Source organism: Pseudomonas sivasensis (assembly GCF_052938085.1).
Genome location: NZ_CP176442.1, coordinates 3,126,600 through 3,142,812 on the forward strand (window position 1 = coordinate 3,126,600; position 16,213 = coordinate 3,142,812).

Sequence of the window (16,213 nt, forward strand, 5' to 3'; positions counted from 1 at the left end):
CATCTCCGTCATTTGTCCAAGAATCCCAAACATATGCGGTGATTTTTTCCAGTCGAAAACACATTCGGGGTTTAGCGCCTATCAAGCACCGGCTAGCAACCATATGACCATAGTCGAACAACCCGTACTGTCATGTATGCCTTACGCTATGCTCCGGACTGGCTCAGAAGGAGTAAGGCTAATGGATACGGCCATCGCGGAAGCGGGAGCGTTCATAGAAGACGCAGATGAAACCGGTGTTCTTCTGCTGGATAGCCAAGGGTTGCTACTTGCAATAGACGATTGCGCCATCGCCCTGCTGGGCGTGGGAGAGCCATCTGGCAACCACTCTCCAGCCTCTTTTCTCTCCCTCGCGCCCTCTACTTTCGACAATCACCTCAACCATGCAAGGCTCCAGGGCTGCTGGCACTTTAAGAGTGTTTCGATCAGTGGCCACGCCCTGAGCATCAAGCTCGACTACAAGGTCCAACGAGGAACGTTCATAGTAAAGATCCGCCCAACTGGCTCTATAAGGCTTGCCGAGGAGGATTATCGTCTGGCATTCGACTCCGCAGGTACCGGCCTGGCCATGCTACGAATGACTGGCGAATGGATCGCCGCAAACCAGATGCTCTGTCAGATGCTCGGATACACCGAAAAAGAACTTCGTGCGACCTCATTCCAACACTTGACACACCCCGACGATGCGTACGCTCACAAAGATGAATTACAAGAACTCATTCAAGGGCAACGCGTAAGCCTGACCCTAGAAAAACGCTATATCCGCAAGGACGGCAGCATACTGTCGGCACGCTTGACGTTGGGTATCGCCCGCAACCACAAAGGAGAGCCGCTGTACTATGTTTCCCAGCTTGAGGACATCAGTGAACACCTCGCTTTGCGCCAGGCGTTGTTAAACAACGAAAAAAAATACCGCTCTCTAGCCCAAAACTCGCAAAACATTATTCTTAGGTACAACCGGCTCGGCCAACAAATTTACGCCAACCCTGAGTTCGAACGCGCTCGTGGGTTTCCCAAAACTCACATCTTTGAACACGTCGCAACCCAACCGGCGCCTCTAAATCAAATCGACGAGCGCTACCGTGCACAACTGCAGCACACTTTGTCCACCGGCACTGCCACAACATTTCTGCTGGAAAGCAAAGACCCCTACTCTGGCCGCTCCATCGATTTTCTATGCAGTTTGACCGCCGAGCATGATGATTCAGGGGAGCTCTCCGGGGTACTAGTCATGGCGCAAAATATCAGCACTTTGCGCATGCAAGAGCGCGCCGAGAATGCGCGTTCCGCGATTTTTCAGGGGATGATCACCCAGGGTGTCTTGGCTGATATTCAACCGCTGCTCAGTTCATATTTGCAGGTACTGATACCCGAGTTTCACAATGCCATTGTCTTCAAGACAATACCGGGCGACGAAAGCCACGATATGCCTGATCTAGGGCCTGTGACGATTGAAGGCTGTCTTGCAGCGGACGTTGAGAGCCATCCTGAGTTTTTCGACCGGCGTCGCTTGATAGGCAATTTGCAAACAGAAGTCGCACACCTGACATTCACCTTGCCAGCCGTGCGGGAAGGTTACCGAAGTTGTTGGCTGGAGCCGGTAGTCAATGCCGCCGGGCACACGGTGGGCATGATTTTTTTGTTTGTAAGTGGCGAGGCTGTGTTAAGCGCACAGGATCGCAAACATGCGCAAATAGCCAGCAATATCGGTGCTATTGCCTGGGAACGCTATTCAACTCTCAATATTCTCGCCCAAAGTGAACGCCGCTACCGCGAAGTCTTCGACCACTCGCAGGATATGCTTAGCCTGATGGGCATCGATGCCGACCAGCAGCTCGTTTGCCTGGAAGCAAATCCCCAACTGTGCCAGATATTAGCCAAGTCCCACGCACAGTTGATTGGCAAACCTTTGAATCAGTGCCTGGAAAGTGAGGCCGCAGAAATCGTAGAAGCCATCTGTCAACATTGCATCGCCGTAGGGGCTCCCATTGAACTGGATGCACAGGTGCCCTGCGGTGAGCGCTCGCTCGTCATTCACTTTAATCTGGTACCCGTGGCCGATATCAATGGCCGCTTGCACCGCATGGTTTGTATTGCCCGCAACATTACCGATATCCGCGAAACCCAACGCAACGAACGCGCCCGACAACAAGAAATTGGCACACTGGTCGAAAACTCCCCAGACGGCATCGCACGCCTGACTCCTTCTGGAAAGTTGCTGTTTATCAATCCGGCCCTGGAACACTGGCTTGATCGACCTCAAGTGGACCTGCTGCATAAAGATCTACTTGAGGTTTTGCCAAAAAGCCTTCAAAGCCAGCTATTTCATGCAGCAGTCATCGAGGCCGCGGAAAACGGCCACCCGGTGGAGCATGAGTATGTGCTCAATGACCATCGTCGCTTACGACGCGTCTATCACATCAGTCTCGTTCCGGAACACAATGTCCAAGGGCAAATCACCACCGTACTCGCGGTTGTTCGTGACATATCAGCATTAAGAGTGGCGGAACAAAGACTGGCATCGCTCAATAGTCAGTTGCGTCAATTGATGTCCAGCCGTGAAAGCGACCGAGAAGAGGAGCGCAAGCTGATCGCACAGGAGATACACGATGAACTGGGTCAGCATTTGACCGCAATCCGGATGGGCACTTCGCTGCTGCGCTTTCAGTACGGCGAACAACTCCCACTATTGAGTGAGCAAGTGACACGTTTACTGTCCCTGATCGACCAGACAGTGCAGGTGGTGAGGAACATATCGACCAACCTGCGCCCTTCCATTCTCAATATGGGAATCGCTGCATCATTAGAGTGGTTGACCGACACCTTCAAACAGCAATGGGCTATCGCCTGCGATTTGCACATTCGCCCCGAAAAAGTCGAGCTGGACGATGCCAGCGCCACTGCGGCGTTCCGCATCGCTCAGGAGTCACTGACCAATATCGCGCGGCATGCCGAGGCGACACGGGTCAGCGTCACCTTTGAACAAACAACCAGTGGCTGGATGTTGGAGGTCACCGACAATGGCAAAGGTTTCGATCAGCGTGTGCAACCCACAAAGACGCTCGGCCTGTTGGGCATGCGCGAGCGTGGCCTGAGCTTGGGTGGCACCACCAATATCTCCACTAGCATTGGCAACGGCACTACCGTGCAACTGCGTGTGCCCGATTCAAGGAAGCACAACTCATGATCCGACTGATGGTGGCCGACGATCACAGAATAATGCGTGAAGGGCTCAAGCAATTGTTTGCCTTGGTCAAGGATTTTTCCGTAGTGGCGGAAGCGGAAAATGGCTCCCAGGTCTTGGATCTACTTCGTAACATCCAGATCGACGTGCTACTGCTTGACATGACTATGCCCGGAACAAGTGGCGAGGACCTCATTGGCCGTGTCCACGCGCACTACCCCAAGCTGCCGATGCTGATCCTGAGCATGCACAACGAAGCCCATATCGCCCAGCGTGCTTTGCGCGCCGGTGCCTCAGGCTACATGACCAAGGACCGTGATCCGGAAACACTGTTAGCGGCGATTCGCAAGGTGGCCACCGGTGGTCGCTACCTCGACCCGCAACTTGCCGAACAGATCGCGCTACAGAGCACAGGTTTGTCCCCCGAAAGCCCATCGCAGAGTCTCTCCGCCCGGGAGTTCCAGATACTGCGCATGCTGGCCCAGGGCATGAGTGTCAACCAGATCGCAGAGCAACTGGTCATCAGCAATAAAACCGTGAGTACCCACAAGACTCGACTGATGGAAAAAATGTGCTTCACCACCAGTACTGACCTGGTGCGTTACGCCTTGAAGGAAGGATTAGTCTGAAACAGCGGTCCACGCTTAGCGATGATGCCCGCGTACACCGAGGATAGCCGCAGCGATCTGCTCCAGCGGCAACTCCCGTTCTACTGCTCCGAGCTTTAACGCCTCACGCGGCATTCCATACACCACACAAGACTCCTCATCCTGCCCAAGGGTCTTTGCGCCAGCATCACGCATTTCCTTCAAGCCACGTGCACCGTCATCGCCCATGCCGGTCATAATAATCCCCAGGGCATTGCTGCCCGCCCCGCGCGCCACCGAACGAAACAGCACGTCCACCGAGGGACGATGCCGGCTGACCGCAGGACCGTCCACGATATCCACTTGATACTGCGCGCCATTGCGCTTCAACAGCATATGACGGCCCCCGGGCGCGATCAGCGCGCGCCCCGGAATCACCCGATCGCCCTGCTCCGCCTCTCGAACTTCAATCTCACACACTTGATTGAGGCGTTCGGCAAAGGCGGCGGTAAATTTTTCCGGCATGTGCTGAACAATGACAATGCCCGGGCAAACCCGGGGCAACCCGCGCAGCACCTGCTCCAACGCTTGCGTGCCGCCAGTGGAAGTGCCGATGGCGACTATGCTTTCCGTGGTGCGGGCCATCGCTGCCACGCCGGCCGGTAAGATCGAGTCGGCACTGAGTCGAGGGGCAGCCTCAACAGCCGTTCGGGTACTCATTACCCGCTTCATATTGGCCTTGGCGGCAGCCTTGACCGCCTGGATCAGTTCGTCCGCGCTCTCGGTCAGGAACTGTCGCAAATTGGACTGCGGCTTGGTGACGATACTCACCGCCCCCGCCGACAGCGCCTGCAAGGTGGTCTTGGCGCCCTTCTCGGTCAGCGTCGAACAGATCACCACCGGCGTGGGGCGTTCGGCCATCAGCTTTCTTAGAAAAGTGATGCCGTCCATACGCGGCATCTCTACGTCGAGCACGATCACATCAGGCCATTGCTTGCTCATCTTTTCCATGGCGAACACCGGATCAACCGCGACACCGATGACCTCGATCCCGCTGGCCTGGCTCAAGCTAGCACTCAGTACCTGACGTACGACTGCGGAATCATCGACGATTAATACTTTAATATCCGTCATCTTGCGTTACTCCTGGGCGACTCGAACGGGTTCAACGTGCCGTCGGCATGCTTGAGTTGAACGCGCCCGGTGCCCACATCGAACACCAGGCTCCGATAACCTTGGCCACCGACGTGATAGACCTCACACACCAACCCATTGGCCTCGATCAGGCCTATGGCGGCATTCACGTTCCGTTGGCCAATGCTCAAGCCATCGGAACGCCTCACTCCGGGAAACATGTCTCCACCGCCGAACACGCTGACGGAAAACTGTTCGGGGGGAACCTGCGCCCGCACCATGAATTTGAACAGCAGCGCTAACGCATCTGCCGCATAGCGGCCATTGAGACTACCTACGTCCTGTCTGCGTCGACGAGGCAGCATGTAGTGACACATCCCGCCCAATAGTCGTTGTGGATGCCAGAACACCAGCGCAACACAGGACCCCAGCACAGTACGCAACCGCAATTGTCGACCGCCAAACGCCACGTCACCAGGTTGCAGGAAGTGTTCGATCAACCGAGGCATGTCACACCGCCGACTTGCGATAGATGGACGGTTTGACCAACTGCACATCGTCGCTGATGCCATTCAGGCTTTCCGAATGGCTGACAATGAAATATCCGCCCGGCTTCAGGTGTTTCAACAGACGTGTGACCACCTCGCACTTGGTTTGATTATCAAAATAAATCATCACGTTACGCAGGAAAATTACATCGAACCGACCAACAGCCGGCAGCGGATTGTTAAGGTTGATCGGATTGAAGGTAATGCGCGACGCTAAGGTCGGTTCAATCATGAAAATGCCGTTATTGCTGCCGACCCCCTTCAGGCAGTACTTATTCAGCAAGGCTTCGGGAATGCCCCTGAGTGCGTCGAGCGAATAACGACCGCATCGGGCTTTTTCCAACACTCGGCTGCTGATATCTGAGGCGAGGATTTCCCACGGCCTAGCACCCAGGCTGTCGGCCAGCACCATGGCCAGGGTGTAAGGCTCCTCTCCGCTGGAGCAGGCACCACTCCAGATACGCACCGCCGCGTTACCGCGCAGCTCGGGCAGGATCACGTCCCGTAGAAACTCAAAATGCTTGGGCTCGCGGAAAAAATAAGTCTCGTTGGTGGTCAGCAAATCCACCGCCATCTGCAACTCGATGTCGTCCTTCATCAACAAGCGATAATAACTGCCGTACGTGGTCAGATTGAAAAATTGCACACGTTTGGCCAAGCGGCCACTGATCAGCTGCTTTTTGGCATCGGACATGCTGATGCCGGCCACCTGGTGAATCAGGCTGCGAAACTGCTGGAACTCGTTATCGGAAAGAATGACGTTCATGACGCAAGCCCCTGACCTGGGAGGTCCAGCGGTAGCAACGCCGACCAGTCATCGGTGCTGAGCATCTGTTCAATGTCCAGCAACAGAACGAAGCGGTCATTGAGTTTGCCGATGCCGACCATGAAGGTCGGGCTCAGTCGCCCCTGGAGCCTGGGTGCCGGCTCGATCTGTTCGGGAGGGATCTCCAGGACTTCGCTGACTGCATCGACAATGATCCCCACCAAGCCTGCGCCACCCGCCCCGCGCACCTCCAACATGACAATGCAGGTACGGGCGCTTTCCTGAGTCAGGCCGCTCCCGAAACACAATCCCAGGTCAAGTACGGGGATCGCCGCACCGCGCAAGCTGGTGACCCCGCGAATGCTCGGCGGCGCCATCGGCAGGGCTGTGATTGGACCGTACTCGACGATTTCCCGCACGCTCAGGGTGCCCACGGCAAACATCTCCTGGCCGATGCTGAACGTCAGGTACTGGGTTGGCACTGCCGACCCGGAGACGGGTAAACACGAGGTGGAAACAGACATGACTCACTCCTCGGGCTGCACCGTGAACGGCGACATCCCTCTCAAGACTCAACTTAGGTACCGGATGATGACCAGCGCTCAGTGCAACTGACTGGAGATTTCATTGACCGACAACACCTGCTCGATTTGAAGCACCGTCAGAAACTCACCTCGTACCTTGACCATGCCTCGGATGAAATCTTCTCGGATTCGGTTGCCAATTGCCGGAACCGGTTTAATCTCGGCCAGCTCGATCTCGATCACCTCACTCACCGAGTCGACGACAATGCCAAGCACGTGAGGCTCTCCTGCCTGCATCATCTCCAGGATCACAATGCAGGTCCTGCTGCCCTGCTGCGTGGTGCCTTTGCAAAAGCGCGCCTGCAGATCGATAACCGGCACCACAGAACCACGCAGGTTGATCACACCCCGGATAAAGTCCGGCATCATCGGCACCGTGGTGACCTGCCCGTACTCGATGATCTCGCGCACACACAAGGTGTCGATGGCGTAGACCTCCTTGGCGGACATGAACGTCAGGAACTGCAGGAACGAGTCGTCATTATCGCTGTGCGAGGTGAACTCGCTGCTGATCAGGGCTTCAGGTTCCATGGCTCAACTCCCAAAGCGAATGAAACCGCCCTCTTGGGCCTGCTCACCACACTGCAAGCCGCTGTGGCTTGAGAGCGAGGTACGGGGTACGGCCGAAGTTGCTCCGCGACCGCTGAGGGTAAAAAAGCCCATCAACTCTTGCAGCTGCTCGGCCTGGCTACTCATTTCCTCGGCGGTCGCCGCCAGCTCTTCAGAGGCAGAAGCGTTTTGCTGAGTAATCTGACTCATCTGGGACATGGCCGTGTTGATCTGCTCCGAACCAATGGATTGCTCTTCGGACGCAGCGGCAATCTCCTGCACCAGGTCGGATGTCTTGGTAATCGACGGGACGATTTCATCCAGCAGGTTGCCGGCCCGCTCAGCCAGGGCGACGCTGTTTTTTGCCACTTGGCCGATCTCCTGAGCCGCGATCTGGCTGCGCTCGGCGAGTTTGCGAACCTCGGCAGCGACCACCGCGAAACCCTTGCCATGTTCACCGGCGCGGGCGGCTTCGATGGCAGCGTTCAGCGCCAGCAGATTGGTCTGGTAGGCAATCGAGTCGACGATGCCAATCTTCTCGGCAATGGTTTTCATCGCTGAAACGGTGTCTTTCACCGCCTGCCCGCCTTCACTCGCCTCCTTGGTTGCCTTGCCCGCCATGCCATCGGTCACTTTCGCGTTCTCGGTGTTCTGTGCGATAGACGCCGACATCTGTTCCATGGAGGCGGATGTTTCCTCAACCGACGCTGCCTGCACCGACGCCGACTGGCTGATGCTTTGCGCCGTGGCGGAGATTTCTTCCGAGGCGCTGGACAGGGAATCGGCCGAGCTGCGCACCTCGCCAATGATTTGCGAGAGCTTGCTCACCGTTTCGTTGACTGCGTTTTTCAAGTCTTGCAGGCTGCCCTGGTAATCACCCTTGACACTGCGGGTCAGGTCGCCACTCGACAGCGCCACCATCACGCTCATCGACTCGTTGAGCGGGGCAACGATCGAGTCCAGCGTACTGTTGATCCCCGCGACAATACGTCGGAAATCACCTTGGTGACGAGAGCTGTCGGCACGGGTATCAAGCTTGCCAATTGTTGCGTCCGAGCTGAGCGTCTGGCTGTCGTCGACCAGCGACTGGATATTGCGCCGCAGTTGCTCGATGTTGTCGTTGATAAAGGCTTTTTTGCCAGGGAAGCGGGCCAGAGGCGCCGACAGGTCGCCTTCACCAAAGGCACGTATACAAGCCATGGCTTGCTTCTTCACGCTGATGTGGCCGTTGACCATGTCGTTGATGCCTTGTGCCATCAGCCCGTAGCTTCCGGCAAAGCGCGCTGCGTCGATCTGGACATCAATGTCACCTTTGTCATGCTCTGCGGACATGTGGTTCATTTGGGTGATCAGTTGATTAAGCGTCGCGCTCAGTTGCTCCATGGAACCCAATAAGCCTGAATGCCCAACGCCATTGGTGATGGCTACTCCATCCAACTGCCCGGCGACGATGCGTTCCGACAGTATCCGCACCTCTTCAGGTTCACCGCCCAGTGTGCGCAGCAGACTACGTCCCAGGAAAAACCCGAACAGCGCGATAAGCAGCAAAGTCAAACCGCCCACCAGGACAATGGTGTAGTAAGCGGTCTGCTCGGTCGCACCCGCAATCAACGCATTTTTTTGACCAAGTTCAAGGTTGTACGTGCGCATTTCACTCAAGGCTGAGTCGACTTTTTCTCGTGTAAGTTCAAGCTCGGGTAACAGGCGGCGCGCTGCCGGGTCGCCAGATTTAAGCGCGCTGTCGAAACGCTCAGCGCCTCGGTTGTAGTCGGCAATAATGCTGCGCAAGCCGCTGAGTAAAACCCCATCGTGCTCATCGGAGATCAACTCCTTCTGATAGCGATCCAGCGCCTGGTCAATGGACTCCCTATCGCCCTGCTGCAGAGTTAGTGCGCTCGGGTCGGACAGACTCTGCCATTGACGACTGTGGCTTTCTGCCAAGTTCACGGCTAATTGATCCAGCAAAACCAGGCTGGGAACTGTATTGAATTCAGCATAACTGGCAGTCGTCCTAACCCCGCCCATCAGATAGAGACTTACAGCGCTCAGAGTGAGGATGCCCAGCAGGGCGAATGCGACCAACAGCGAGATATTCTTTTTGACCGTCATGATGGTGTACTCCAGGGAGCGAACTATTGAGTCAATTCAGGGCTGAGCGTCGCGCCGTGTCTCTGCTGGCTGGCGACTTGCCCGAGAAGTTTGGGAATATCCAGGATCAACGCTACTGCTCCGTTCCCCAGGATGGTGAAGCCGCCCAATCCTTGAGCCGTACCGAAAAGCTTGCCCAGTGGTTTGATCACGGTCTGGAATTCACCCAGCAACTGATCAACCACCAGCCCTACCCGGACCCCCGCGTAATGCACGACAACGATATTTTCGCGCCCATGGTTGGGCTCGTCGGTGGCAAACATATCGCGCAGACGGACGACGGGCAGAACGTCCCCCCTGAGGTCCAGGAACTCTTTAGCTTTGAGGTCTTGCGGCGTCAGCTCGATGCATTCCTCGACCATGTCCAGCGGCACCACATAGGAGGCGTTACCCACACCAATCAGAAAGCCGTCGATGATGGCCAGCGTCAGCGGCAGACGGATGCGCACCGTGGTGCCCACCCCCTCCTCGCTTTCCAGGTTGACGCTGCCTCGCAGGGCGAGAATGTTTCGCTTCACCACATCCATGCCCACCCCTCGGCCGGACAGGTTGCTGACCTGATCGGCAGTGGAGAAGCCAGGTTCGAAAATCAGATTGAGAATGTCGCTGTCCGCCAGCGTCTGCCCTTCGACCAACAAACCACGTTCATTAGCTTTGGCCAGGATCCGTTGTTTATTAAGGCCGCCACCGTCATCGCTGACTTCGATCACGATGCTGCTTGCCTCGTGATAGGCATTGAGGCGAACGGTGCCCTGCTCCGGTTTGCCTCGCTCGCGTCGCAGTTGCAGAGGTTCGATGCCATGATCCATGGCATTGCGTACCAAGTGGGTCAAGGGGTCGCCAATACGCTCGACCACGGTTTTATCCAGCTCGGTTTCCGCACCAAGCACCTGCAATACAATGTCCTTGCCCAGTTCCTTGGATACATCCCGCACCACCCGCTGGAAGCGGTTGAACGTGCCGCCGATCTGCACCATGCGCAGGGTCAAGGCACAATCGCGCACTTCTTCGACGAGGCGCGACAGGGAGCTGGTCGCTTCAATCAAGGTGCCGATACCGCTGTGGATCGCCCCCAGATTGGCGCCCGCACCGGCGATGATCAGCTCTCCCACCAGATTGATCAGCTGATCCAGCTTGCCGGCATCGACCCGAATCAAGTTGCCTTCGGCAGTACGCGCCTCTTTGGCGCCCCGGGCCTTGGATTCGTCATTGCGCTCCAGCGCCTGATCCGCGGCCTCCTGAGGGGGCGAAACTTCCACCGACGCCAAAGGCACCATGCTTGCCAGCCAGTCTTCACGAGTGAGGGAGCCACAGGCGATCAGGGCTTCAAGCATGACCTCGGGGTCAGCGCCAAGGCGCGAAATCAGCGCTTGGAAGTCTGCAGGCTCGCTGTCAGGGGGCAGCACGCAGATTTGGCTGCCTTCACGAACAAAATCGAAAGCACCCTCAATGGTTGCCTGGTCTACATCAGTGATAAAACCCAGCTCAAAGCCCAAGTAGCAAGTCTCTGGGTCCATCGACGCGACGTCCGGCAGGCCATCGGTGATGCAAACAATCGCGCTGATTTGCCCGAAGCTGTTGAGGTAGCGTAGGAAAGACAAGGGGTCCATACCGTTACGCAGAACATCGGCACAGAACCTTAACGAGAGGTGCCAATTACCAGGGAACCCCTGCTCTTGGCAGTCGTCCGCTGCTACGGATTGAAGCGTGTCGGTAGGATGTATGAGATAGCTGTTCAAGCGCTCCACCAGCGCCGCTCCTTGGCGCTCATGCTCGATGGTCATACCTTGAAGGTCGCCATGACTGGCCAGCAGATTGATCAACTCGCACAGGTGGTCTCGCACTTGTAAGAACAAGGCACTCAGAGCCTCATCCACTTTCAATTCATTGCCACGCACCCGGTCCAGCACACTCTCCGCCACATGGGTGAACGCGACGATCGGCGTAAAACCGAACAGACCTGCGGACCCCTTGATGGTATGGGCGACGCGAAACAGCGCGTTGATGGTGTCGATGTCATCCGGCGCTTGCTCAATCTGCAGCAATGCATCTTCCATCAGGAGCAAGAGTTCCTGACTTTCAGCGATGAAAGTCTGCAGTACGTCATCCATATTCATGGGCGAGCTCATGGCTTTATCCTCTGTGCTGACGGGCCGGGGCCGACTCATCGAACAAGCTGTACAACCCACTCAAGTCGAGGGCGTTGATCACCGCTGCGCTGGGATTGCTCAGAATCAGGCTGGAGCCTTGGCGCACAGACTCTTGCTTGATCATCACCAGCAGTTGCAAGCCGGCAGTGTCCAGTTCGTCGACGCCGCCCAGGTCCATTTCCACTTCCTGGGCCAGGGGAAATAACTCCAGCAACAGGTCTTTGCGTTCAGCGGCTGTGTAGATAGTCAGAGGTCCTTCAAGGACCAGAATCCGACGTAAGCAGGGCATGGTGTTTGACATGACAACCTCTATTCCAGGAACACTGGTCGGCTAAGGCATGATCAATTTGGAAACAGCACTGAGCATTTGAGACGGCTGGAACGGCTTAACCATCCAGGCTTTGGCACCGATAGCCTGCCCCTGCTGCTTCATCACATCCCCTGCTTCAGTGGTCAGCATGATCACTGGCGTGAATTTATAAGCCGGCAGCTGCTTGGCGGCTTTGACGAAGCTGAGGCCATCCATGTTCGGCATGTTCACGTCACTGACGATCAGGTGAATCTTGCGGCCGTCGAGTTTGCTCAGTGCGTCACGACCATCAACGCCTTCGATGACTTCGTACCCGGCGCCCTTCAGGGTGATGCTCACCACCTGACGTATGGAGGCAGAGTCATCGACAATCAAAATGGTTTTGCTCATGGGGATACTCCCTAGAAAAAAGTGACATCGGATGAACTGCTGCTCACCAGCGGCTTGCCGTGATGGATCGCGTGCTGCTCTGGCATCGTGTAGGTACTTGCCAATTGGTCAAGCCAGGTCTGGGCAATGATGAGGTCCGGTGAGCCGCCGGCTTGAGTGATTTGCTGGCGATCGGTGATATGCCCACGAAGCTTGCATAAGTCGTTGTTGACCAGGTTGAGCATCTGGCTGACGCGATCCTGGAACTGGAGGGCCACCAACACTCCCGCGATCTCGCTGGCAACGCTTTCGCTTTGTTGCTGAAGGCTGCTGCTGGTATCGACGATGGCCTGAGCGTTGTGCCGAAAATGCTCGATTACCTGGGACACCAATTGCTCTGAATGAGCCAAAGTCTGTGAGTCCTGCTGCGCCTGGTGCCGAGACAACTCAACAGTGCGAGAGATCGCCGCATTGACCGTGTTGACTGTCTCGCTGATTTTCAAGCCCGTCTCCCCCGACAGACTGGAGAGTTTGCGCACCTCGTCTGCCACCACGGCGAAACCGCGACCGGCATCACCTGCCCGGGCAGCCTCGATGGCGGCGTTAAGTGCCAGCAAGTTGGTCTGCTTTGCAATATCACCGACAAACTTGGCCATTTCCTGCAACTGAGAGGTGAAGTCGGACAGCATCAGTACTTCCTTGAGCTCCGATTCCTTGCGTAAGAGCGCGCTGCGCAGTGCCACCATGATCGAGTCCAGATCGCGCTGGCCCACCTCAAGGATTTCCAGCAACCGGCTTCCGGAATTCTGCCCGGCGCCATCAAAAGCAGAAGCGCAGATGTCTCCCGACAGCGTCGCAAAACGATCGCTCAGTTTTAGAATCGATTCTTCGCTGAGGGTCCGAGCGGCTTCGATCTGCTGCCCCCAAATCGGCAGGACCTGGGTGCACACTTCACCCAACCCTTCATCCGGCGAAACAACCGGAGGCCGGCTGGATTGCTCATGAATCTGCTGCTGTACAAGCCGTTGAGCACTCAACGCACGCTGGGCAAAGCCGCCAACCAGACAAGAGCCGAGTAATACCATTGCGCCGCTGGCGATGCTCAAGACACTCAGATCACTATTGAACAGAATAGCGACGCAACCGAAGACACCACTTAAACCCGCAGGTAGCAGAGTCAAGACAGCGGAGGGGTAAATCGTCTGTCCTTTCACCTTGGTCTCTCCACTTCAGCGCAAGCCGGATCGGTCGGAATGTGCGCATCCTCAGGAGCGAACGCACAGCTTTTCCGTTACATGGAGAGATAGTGGCTTTATGATGGCTCCGCTTGTATCAGAGCTTCCCTATTTGCCAGTAGGGATTGCAGTTTCACGGTAGGAAAATCCCTACTCTTATGACCCTCGAAGAAATGCGTAAAAAAACAGCGATGAGCGTGTTCCTATCGCTGACATGAAAAATCAAACGGTGAATCGCCTTGGGTTCTCTAGACACCTTGCAAGCTCGTGAATGCCTTCCTATAGCCCTCCCTCTGGAAGCTTGGTACCGAAGGGGCGGACGATCCCTTCACAACACTGGGCGTGCCCATCACGCAGCTACAACACAGTGCCCATTGTCAGCCCGTTTCTTTCAGCCTATCTTGTATAAACCTATACAAGGTCCATTACGATGTACAAGAAAATGAAGTGGCCGTTGACGCTGTATTTTGACGGTGAATGCCCTCTGTGCGCGCGAGAAATCAAGTTCCTGCGAGGACGCGCCGTAACGGATCGACTGCTTTTTGTGGACATCAGCAGCGGTGCATTCGATGCCAAGGCACTCGGGTTGACGTTCGCGCACATGCAGTCCTCGCTGCACGCTCGTTTCGCTGATGGCCGCTGGGTTACCGGCCTGGATGCCACTCTGTGGAGTTGGCGAGCGGCTGGCTTAGGTTTTTGGGCCACGCCACTGACGTGGAGTGCATTGCGCCCGCTGTTTGAATTCGGTTATCGCCTTTTCTGCCGTTTACGCCCCCATTTGGCGTGGTTACCTCATCCAGAGGGTGGCCGCCGCTGTGTCGATCAGCAGTGCGCGGTGCGGGCGTCAAAACCCGCATCAGACAAGCAGGCCATTTTGAAAAAAAAGCAGACCTAGAACGCTTTGCGTTGTCATGGTCCCGACGAAGAAGGTGGGTCATGGCTGATCTGGCGACCCCCGTGCCATCTGCGTCAGATCGTGCGCAGCAGATACGTTCCTACCGCCATGGATTGCCGACACTTAAACCGCAGCATGGCTGCGAGGAATCAAGATGAGCCCATTATTAGCCGAACACTACCGTGAAATTCTCGTCGGCGTAGGCGAGAACCCTGAGCGTGAAGGACTGCTGGACACCCCCAAGCGCGCAGCCAAAGCAATGCAGTACCTGTGCAATGGCTACGCAATGAGCCTGGAAGAAGTGATCAATGGCGCATTGTTCGAATCGCAAAACGATGAAATGGTCATCGTGCGCGACATCGAACTGTATTCATTGTGTGAGCATCACATGCTGCCCTTCATCGGCAAGGCTCATGTGGCATACATCCCTACTGGAAGGGTATTGGGCCTGTCGAAGGTGGCCCGAGTGGTCGATATGTTCGCCCGCCGCTTACAGATCCAGGAAAACCTCACAAAACAAATTGCTGACGCCATTCAGCACATCACCGATGCGGCCGGCGTGGCAGTGGTCATTGAGGCTAAGCACATGTGCATGATGATGCGAGGCGTGGAGAAGCAAAACTCGGTGATGACATCTTCGGTGATGCTGGGAGCCTTTCGCGAGTCGTCCGCGTCGCGTCAGGAGTTTCTGCAGCTGATTGGACGAATGGGTTAACACCAACAAATCGAACCAGACCGCGGGAGCGCCTAGATGAACAGTCCCTTCAAGATGAACTCGCTTGGTGAGGGCTATCGTGCCCTCGTGATAGGTGCCAGTGGAGCGATCGGCTCGGCTTTTTGTGAGTTGCTCAATCAGGATCCAAGTTGCGCATATGTGCGTGAACTGGGGCGCAACAGTGTTCCATGCCTCGATCTGGAAGAGGCCGACAGTATTGCCAGCGCGGCCTCCGAATTAGCTCAAGAAGCCCCCTACCAATTAATTTTGCATGCTGCCGGTTTGCTCCATCGCGACGAAATCAAACCTGAAAAGAGCTACTCCGCTATTGAAGCGGATACGCTCCAGACGATATTCCAGGTCAACACCATCGGGCCTGCGCTGGTTTTGCGTCACTTTTTGCCCTTGCTTGACCCACGAGGCGCGATGGCGATGCTCTCTGCCAAGGTGGGTAGCATCGGTGATAACCGTTTGGGCGGCTGGTACGCCTATCGCGCCTCCAAGGCGGCACTGAACATGATGATTAAAACGGCCGCCATCGAGCTGGTACGAACCCGGCCTCAGACGCGCTTGTTAAGTCTTCATCCCGGCACGGTTATTTCAGGCCTGTCACACCCCTTTCGAGGTGCCTCTGAAGCCAGGCCGGCAAACATTGCGGCGCATGAGCTGTTATCTCTGATTGACCGCTTAGGGCCTGCTGACAGCGGTAATTTCTTTGCCTATAACGGAGAACGCCTTCCTTGGTAGACAGGAAGTGAACCTTGAATCTCCAGGGGCCGACCGACAGGGCCGCGCACAGGGCCGTATGCGAATCAGAGCAGCTGCTGCAATTTCGCGTTCCTTTAATGGCAGGTGACTGCCCTCCTCCTTAGCGCCAATTTCCGCCTTGAACTGAACCGATCTTCCTGCACGTGGTTGTCAACCTGTGAGTAACGACCATGGCACGTCAAGCATCAGATGGCCGCAGACTTGCACTGTCTAGTCGGCCAAACGCACTCAGCCTGGGATCCTGGCTTGTCAGCTCGCCGCGAGATTGTTA

Annotated in this window: 14 protein-coding genes and 1 pseudogene; 5 read left to right on the forward strand and 10 right to left on the reverse strand. The window is 56.2% G+C overall.

The annotated features are described in order from the left end of the window. Positions 1-181: 181 nt before the first annotated feature. A complete protein-coding gene (locus tag ACKZ62_RS14480) occupies positions 182-3,187 on the forward strand; it encodes a sensor histidine kinase (RefSeq protein ID WP_447096919.1) in 3,006 nt (1,001 codons plus the stop codon). Then, positions 3,184-3,813, forward strand: a complete 630-nt coding sequence (locus ACKZ62_RS14485) for a response regulator (protein ID WP_442116187.1) — start codon at positions 3,184-3,186, stop codon at positions 3,811-3,813. The genes ACKZ62_RS14480 and ACKZ62_RS14485 overlap by 4 nt, the downstream gene beginning before the upstream one ends. A 15-nt stretch (positions 3,814-3,828) precedes the next feature. Here the strand turns inward: ACKZ62_RS14485 and ACKZ62_RS14490 are convergent, their stop codons facing one another. From ACKZ62_RS14490 to ACKZ62_RS14535, 10 genes and pseudogenes are all read right to left on the reverse strand, one after another. Next, positions 3,829-4,905 carry a protein-glutamate methylesterase/protein-glutamine glutaminase gene (locus ACKZ62_RS14490; RefSeq protein ID WP_442116186.1) on the reverse strand — a complete coding sequence of 359 codons (1,077 nt, stop codon included), beginning with the start codon at positions 4,903-4,905 and terminating at the stop codon, positions 3,829-3,831. Next, positions 4,902-5,414 (reverse strand): chemotaxis protein CheD, encoded by a 513-nt coding sequence (locus ACKZ62_RS14495; RefSeq protein WP_447096920.1) that lies wholly within the window; start codon positions 5,412-5,414, stop codon positions 4,902-4,904. The genes ACKZ62_RS14490 and ACKZ62_RS14495 overlap by 4 nt, the downstream gene beginning before the upstream one ends. A gap of 1 nt (position 5,415) precedes the next feature. Then, positions 5,416-6,219, reverse strand: a complete 804-nt coding sequence (locus tag ACKZ62_RS14500) for a CheR family methyltransferase (protein ID WP_447096921.1) — start codon at positions 6,217-6,219, stop codon at positions 5,416-5,418. Further along, a complete protein-coding gene (locus ACKZ62_RS14505) occupies positions 6,216-6,743 on the reverse strand; it encodes a chemotaxis protein CheW (RefSeq protein WP_442116183.1) in 528 nt (175 codons plus the stop codon). The genes ACKZ62_RS14500 and ACKZ62_RS14505 overlap by 4 nt, the downstream gene beginning before the upstream one ends. A 78-nt stretch (positions 6,744-6,821) precedes the next feature. Continuing rightward, the gene (locus tag ACKZ62_RS14510) at positions 6,822-7,334 is read right to left on the reverse strand and encodes a chemotaxis protein CheW (RefSeq protein ID WP_442116182.1); all 513 of its coding nucleotides are present in this window, start codon (positions 7,332-7,334) and stop codon (positions 6,822-6,824) included. 3 nt (positions 7,335-7,337) lie between these two features. Next, a complete protein-coding gene (locus ACKZ62_RS14515) occupies positions 7,338-9,461 on the reverse strand; it encodes a methyl-accepting chemotaxis protein (protein ID WP_447096922.1) in 2,124 nt (707 codons plus the stop codon). Positions 9,462-9,484: 23 nt separating this feature from the next. Then, entirely contained in the window at positions 9,485-11,617 is a 2,133-nt protein-coding gene (locus ACKZ62_RS14520) for a chemotaxis protein CheA (RefSeq protein WP_447096959.1), read from the reverse strand. Between the two features lie 16 nt (positions 11,618-11,633). Next, a complete protein-coding gene (locus tag ACKZ62_RS14525) occupies positions 11,634-11,951 on the reverse strand; it encodes an STAS domain-containing protein (protein WP_442116180.1) in 318 nt (105 codons plus the stop codon). 30 nt (positions 11,952-11,981) lie between these two features. Beyond that, positions 11,982-12,350 carry a response regulator gene (locus ACKZ62_RS14530; protein WP_442116179.1) on the reverse strand — a complete coding sequence of 123 codons (369 nt, stop codon included), beginning with the start codon at positions 12,348-12,350 and terminating at the stop codon, positions 11,982-11,984. An 11-nt stretch (positions 12,351-12,361) separates the two neighbouring features. Next, positions 12,362-12,964: pseudogene (locus ACKZ62_RS14535) on the reverse strand (methyl-accepting chemotaxis protein); the annotation flags it as partial. 1,030 nt (positions 12,965-13,994) lie between these two features. Between ACKZ62_RS14535 and ACKZ62_RS14540 the strand changes: the two are divergent. The 3 genes from ACKZ62_RS14540 (at position 13,995) to ACKZ62_RS14550 (ending at position 15,921) form a co-directional block, all read left to right on the forward strand. Beyond that, complete coding sequence (locus ACKZ62_RS14540) at positions 13,995-14,459, forward strand: thiol-disulfide oxidoreductase DCC family protein (protein ID WP_447096923.1); 465 nt, start codon at positions 13,995-13,997, stop codon at positions 14,457-14,459. A gap of 154 nt (positions 14,460-14,613) precedes the next feature. Next, positions 14,614-15,174, forward strand: coding sequence for a GTP cyclohydrolase I FolE (gene folE, locus ACKZ62_RS14545; protein ID WP_447096924.1), 561 nt, complete (start codon positions 14,614-14,616; stop codon positions 15,172-15,174). Positions 15,175-15,210: 36 nt separating this feature from the next. Then, positions 15,211-15,921, forward strand: a complete 711-nt coding sequence (locus tag ACKZ62_RS14550) for an SDR family oxidoreductase (RefSeq protein ID WP_032887316.1) — start codon at positions 15,211-15,213, stop codon at positions 15,919-15,921. The last annotated feature ends 292 nt before the right edge of the window (positions 15,922-16,213 follow it).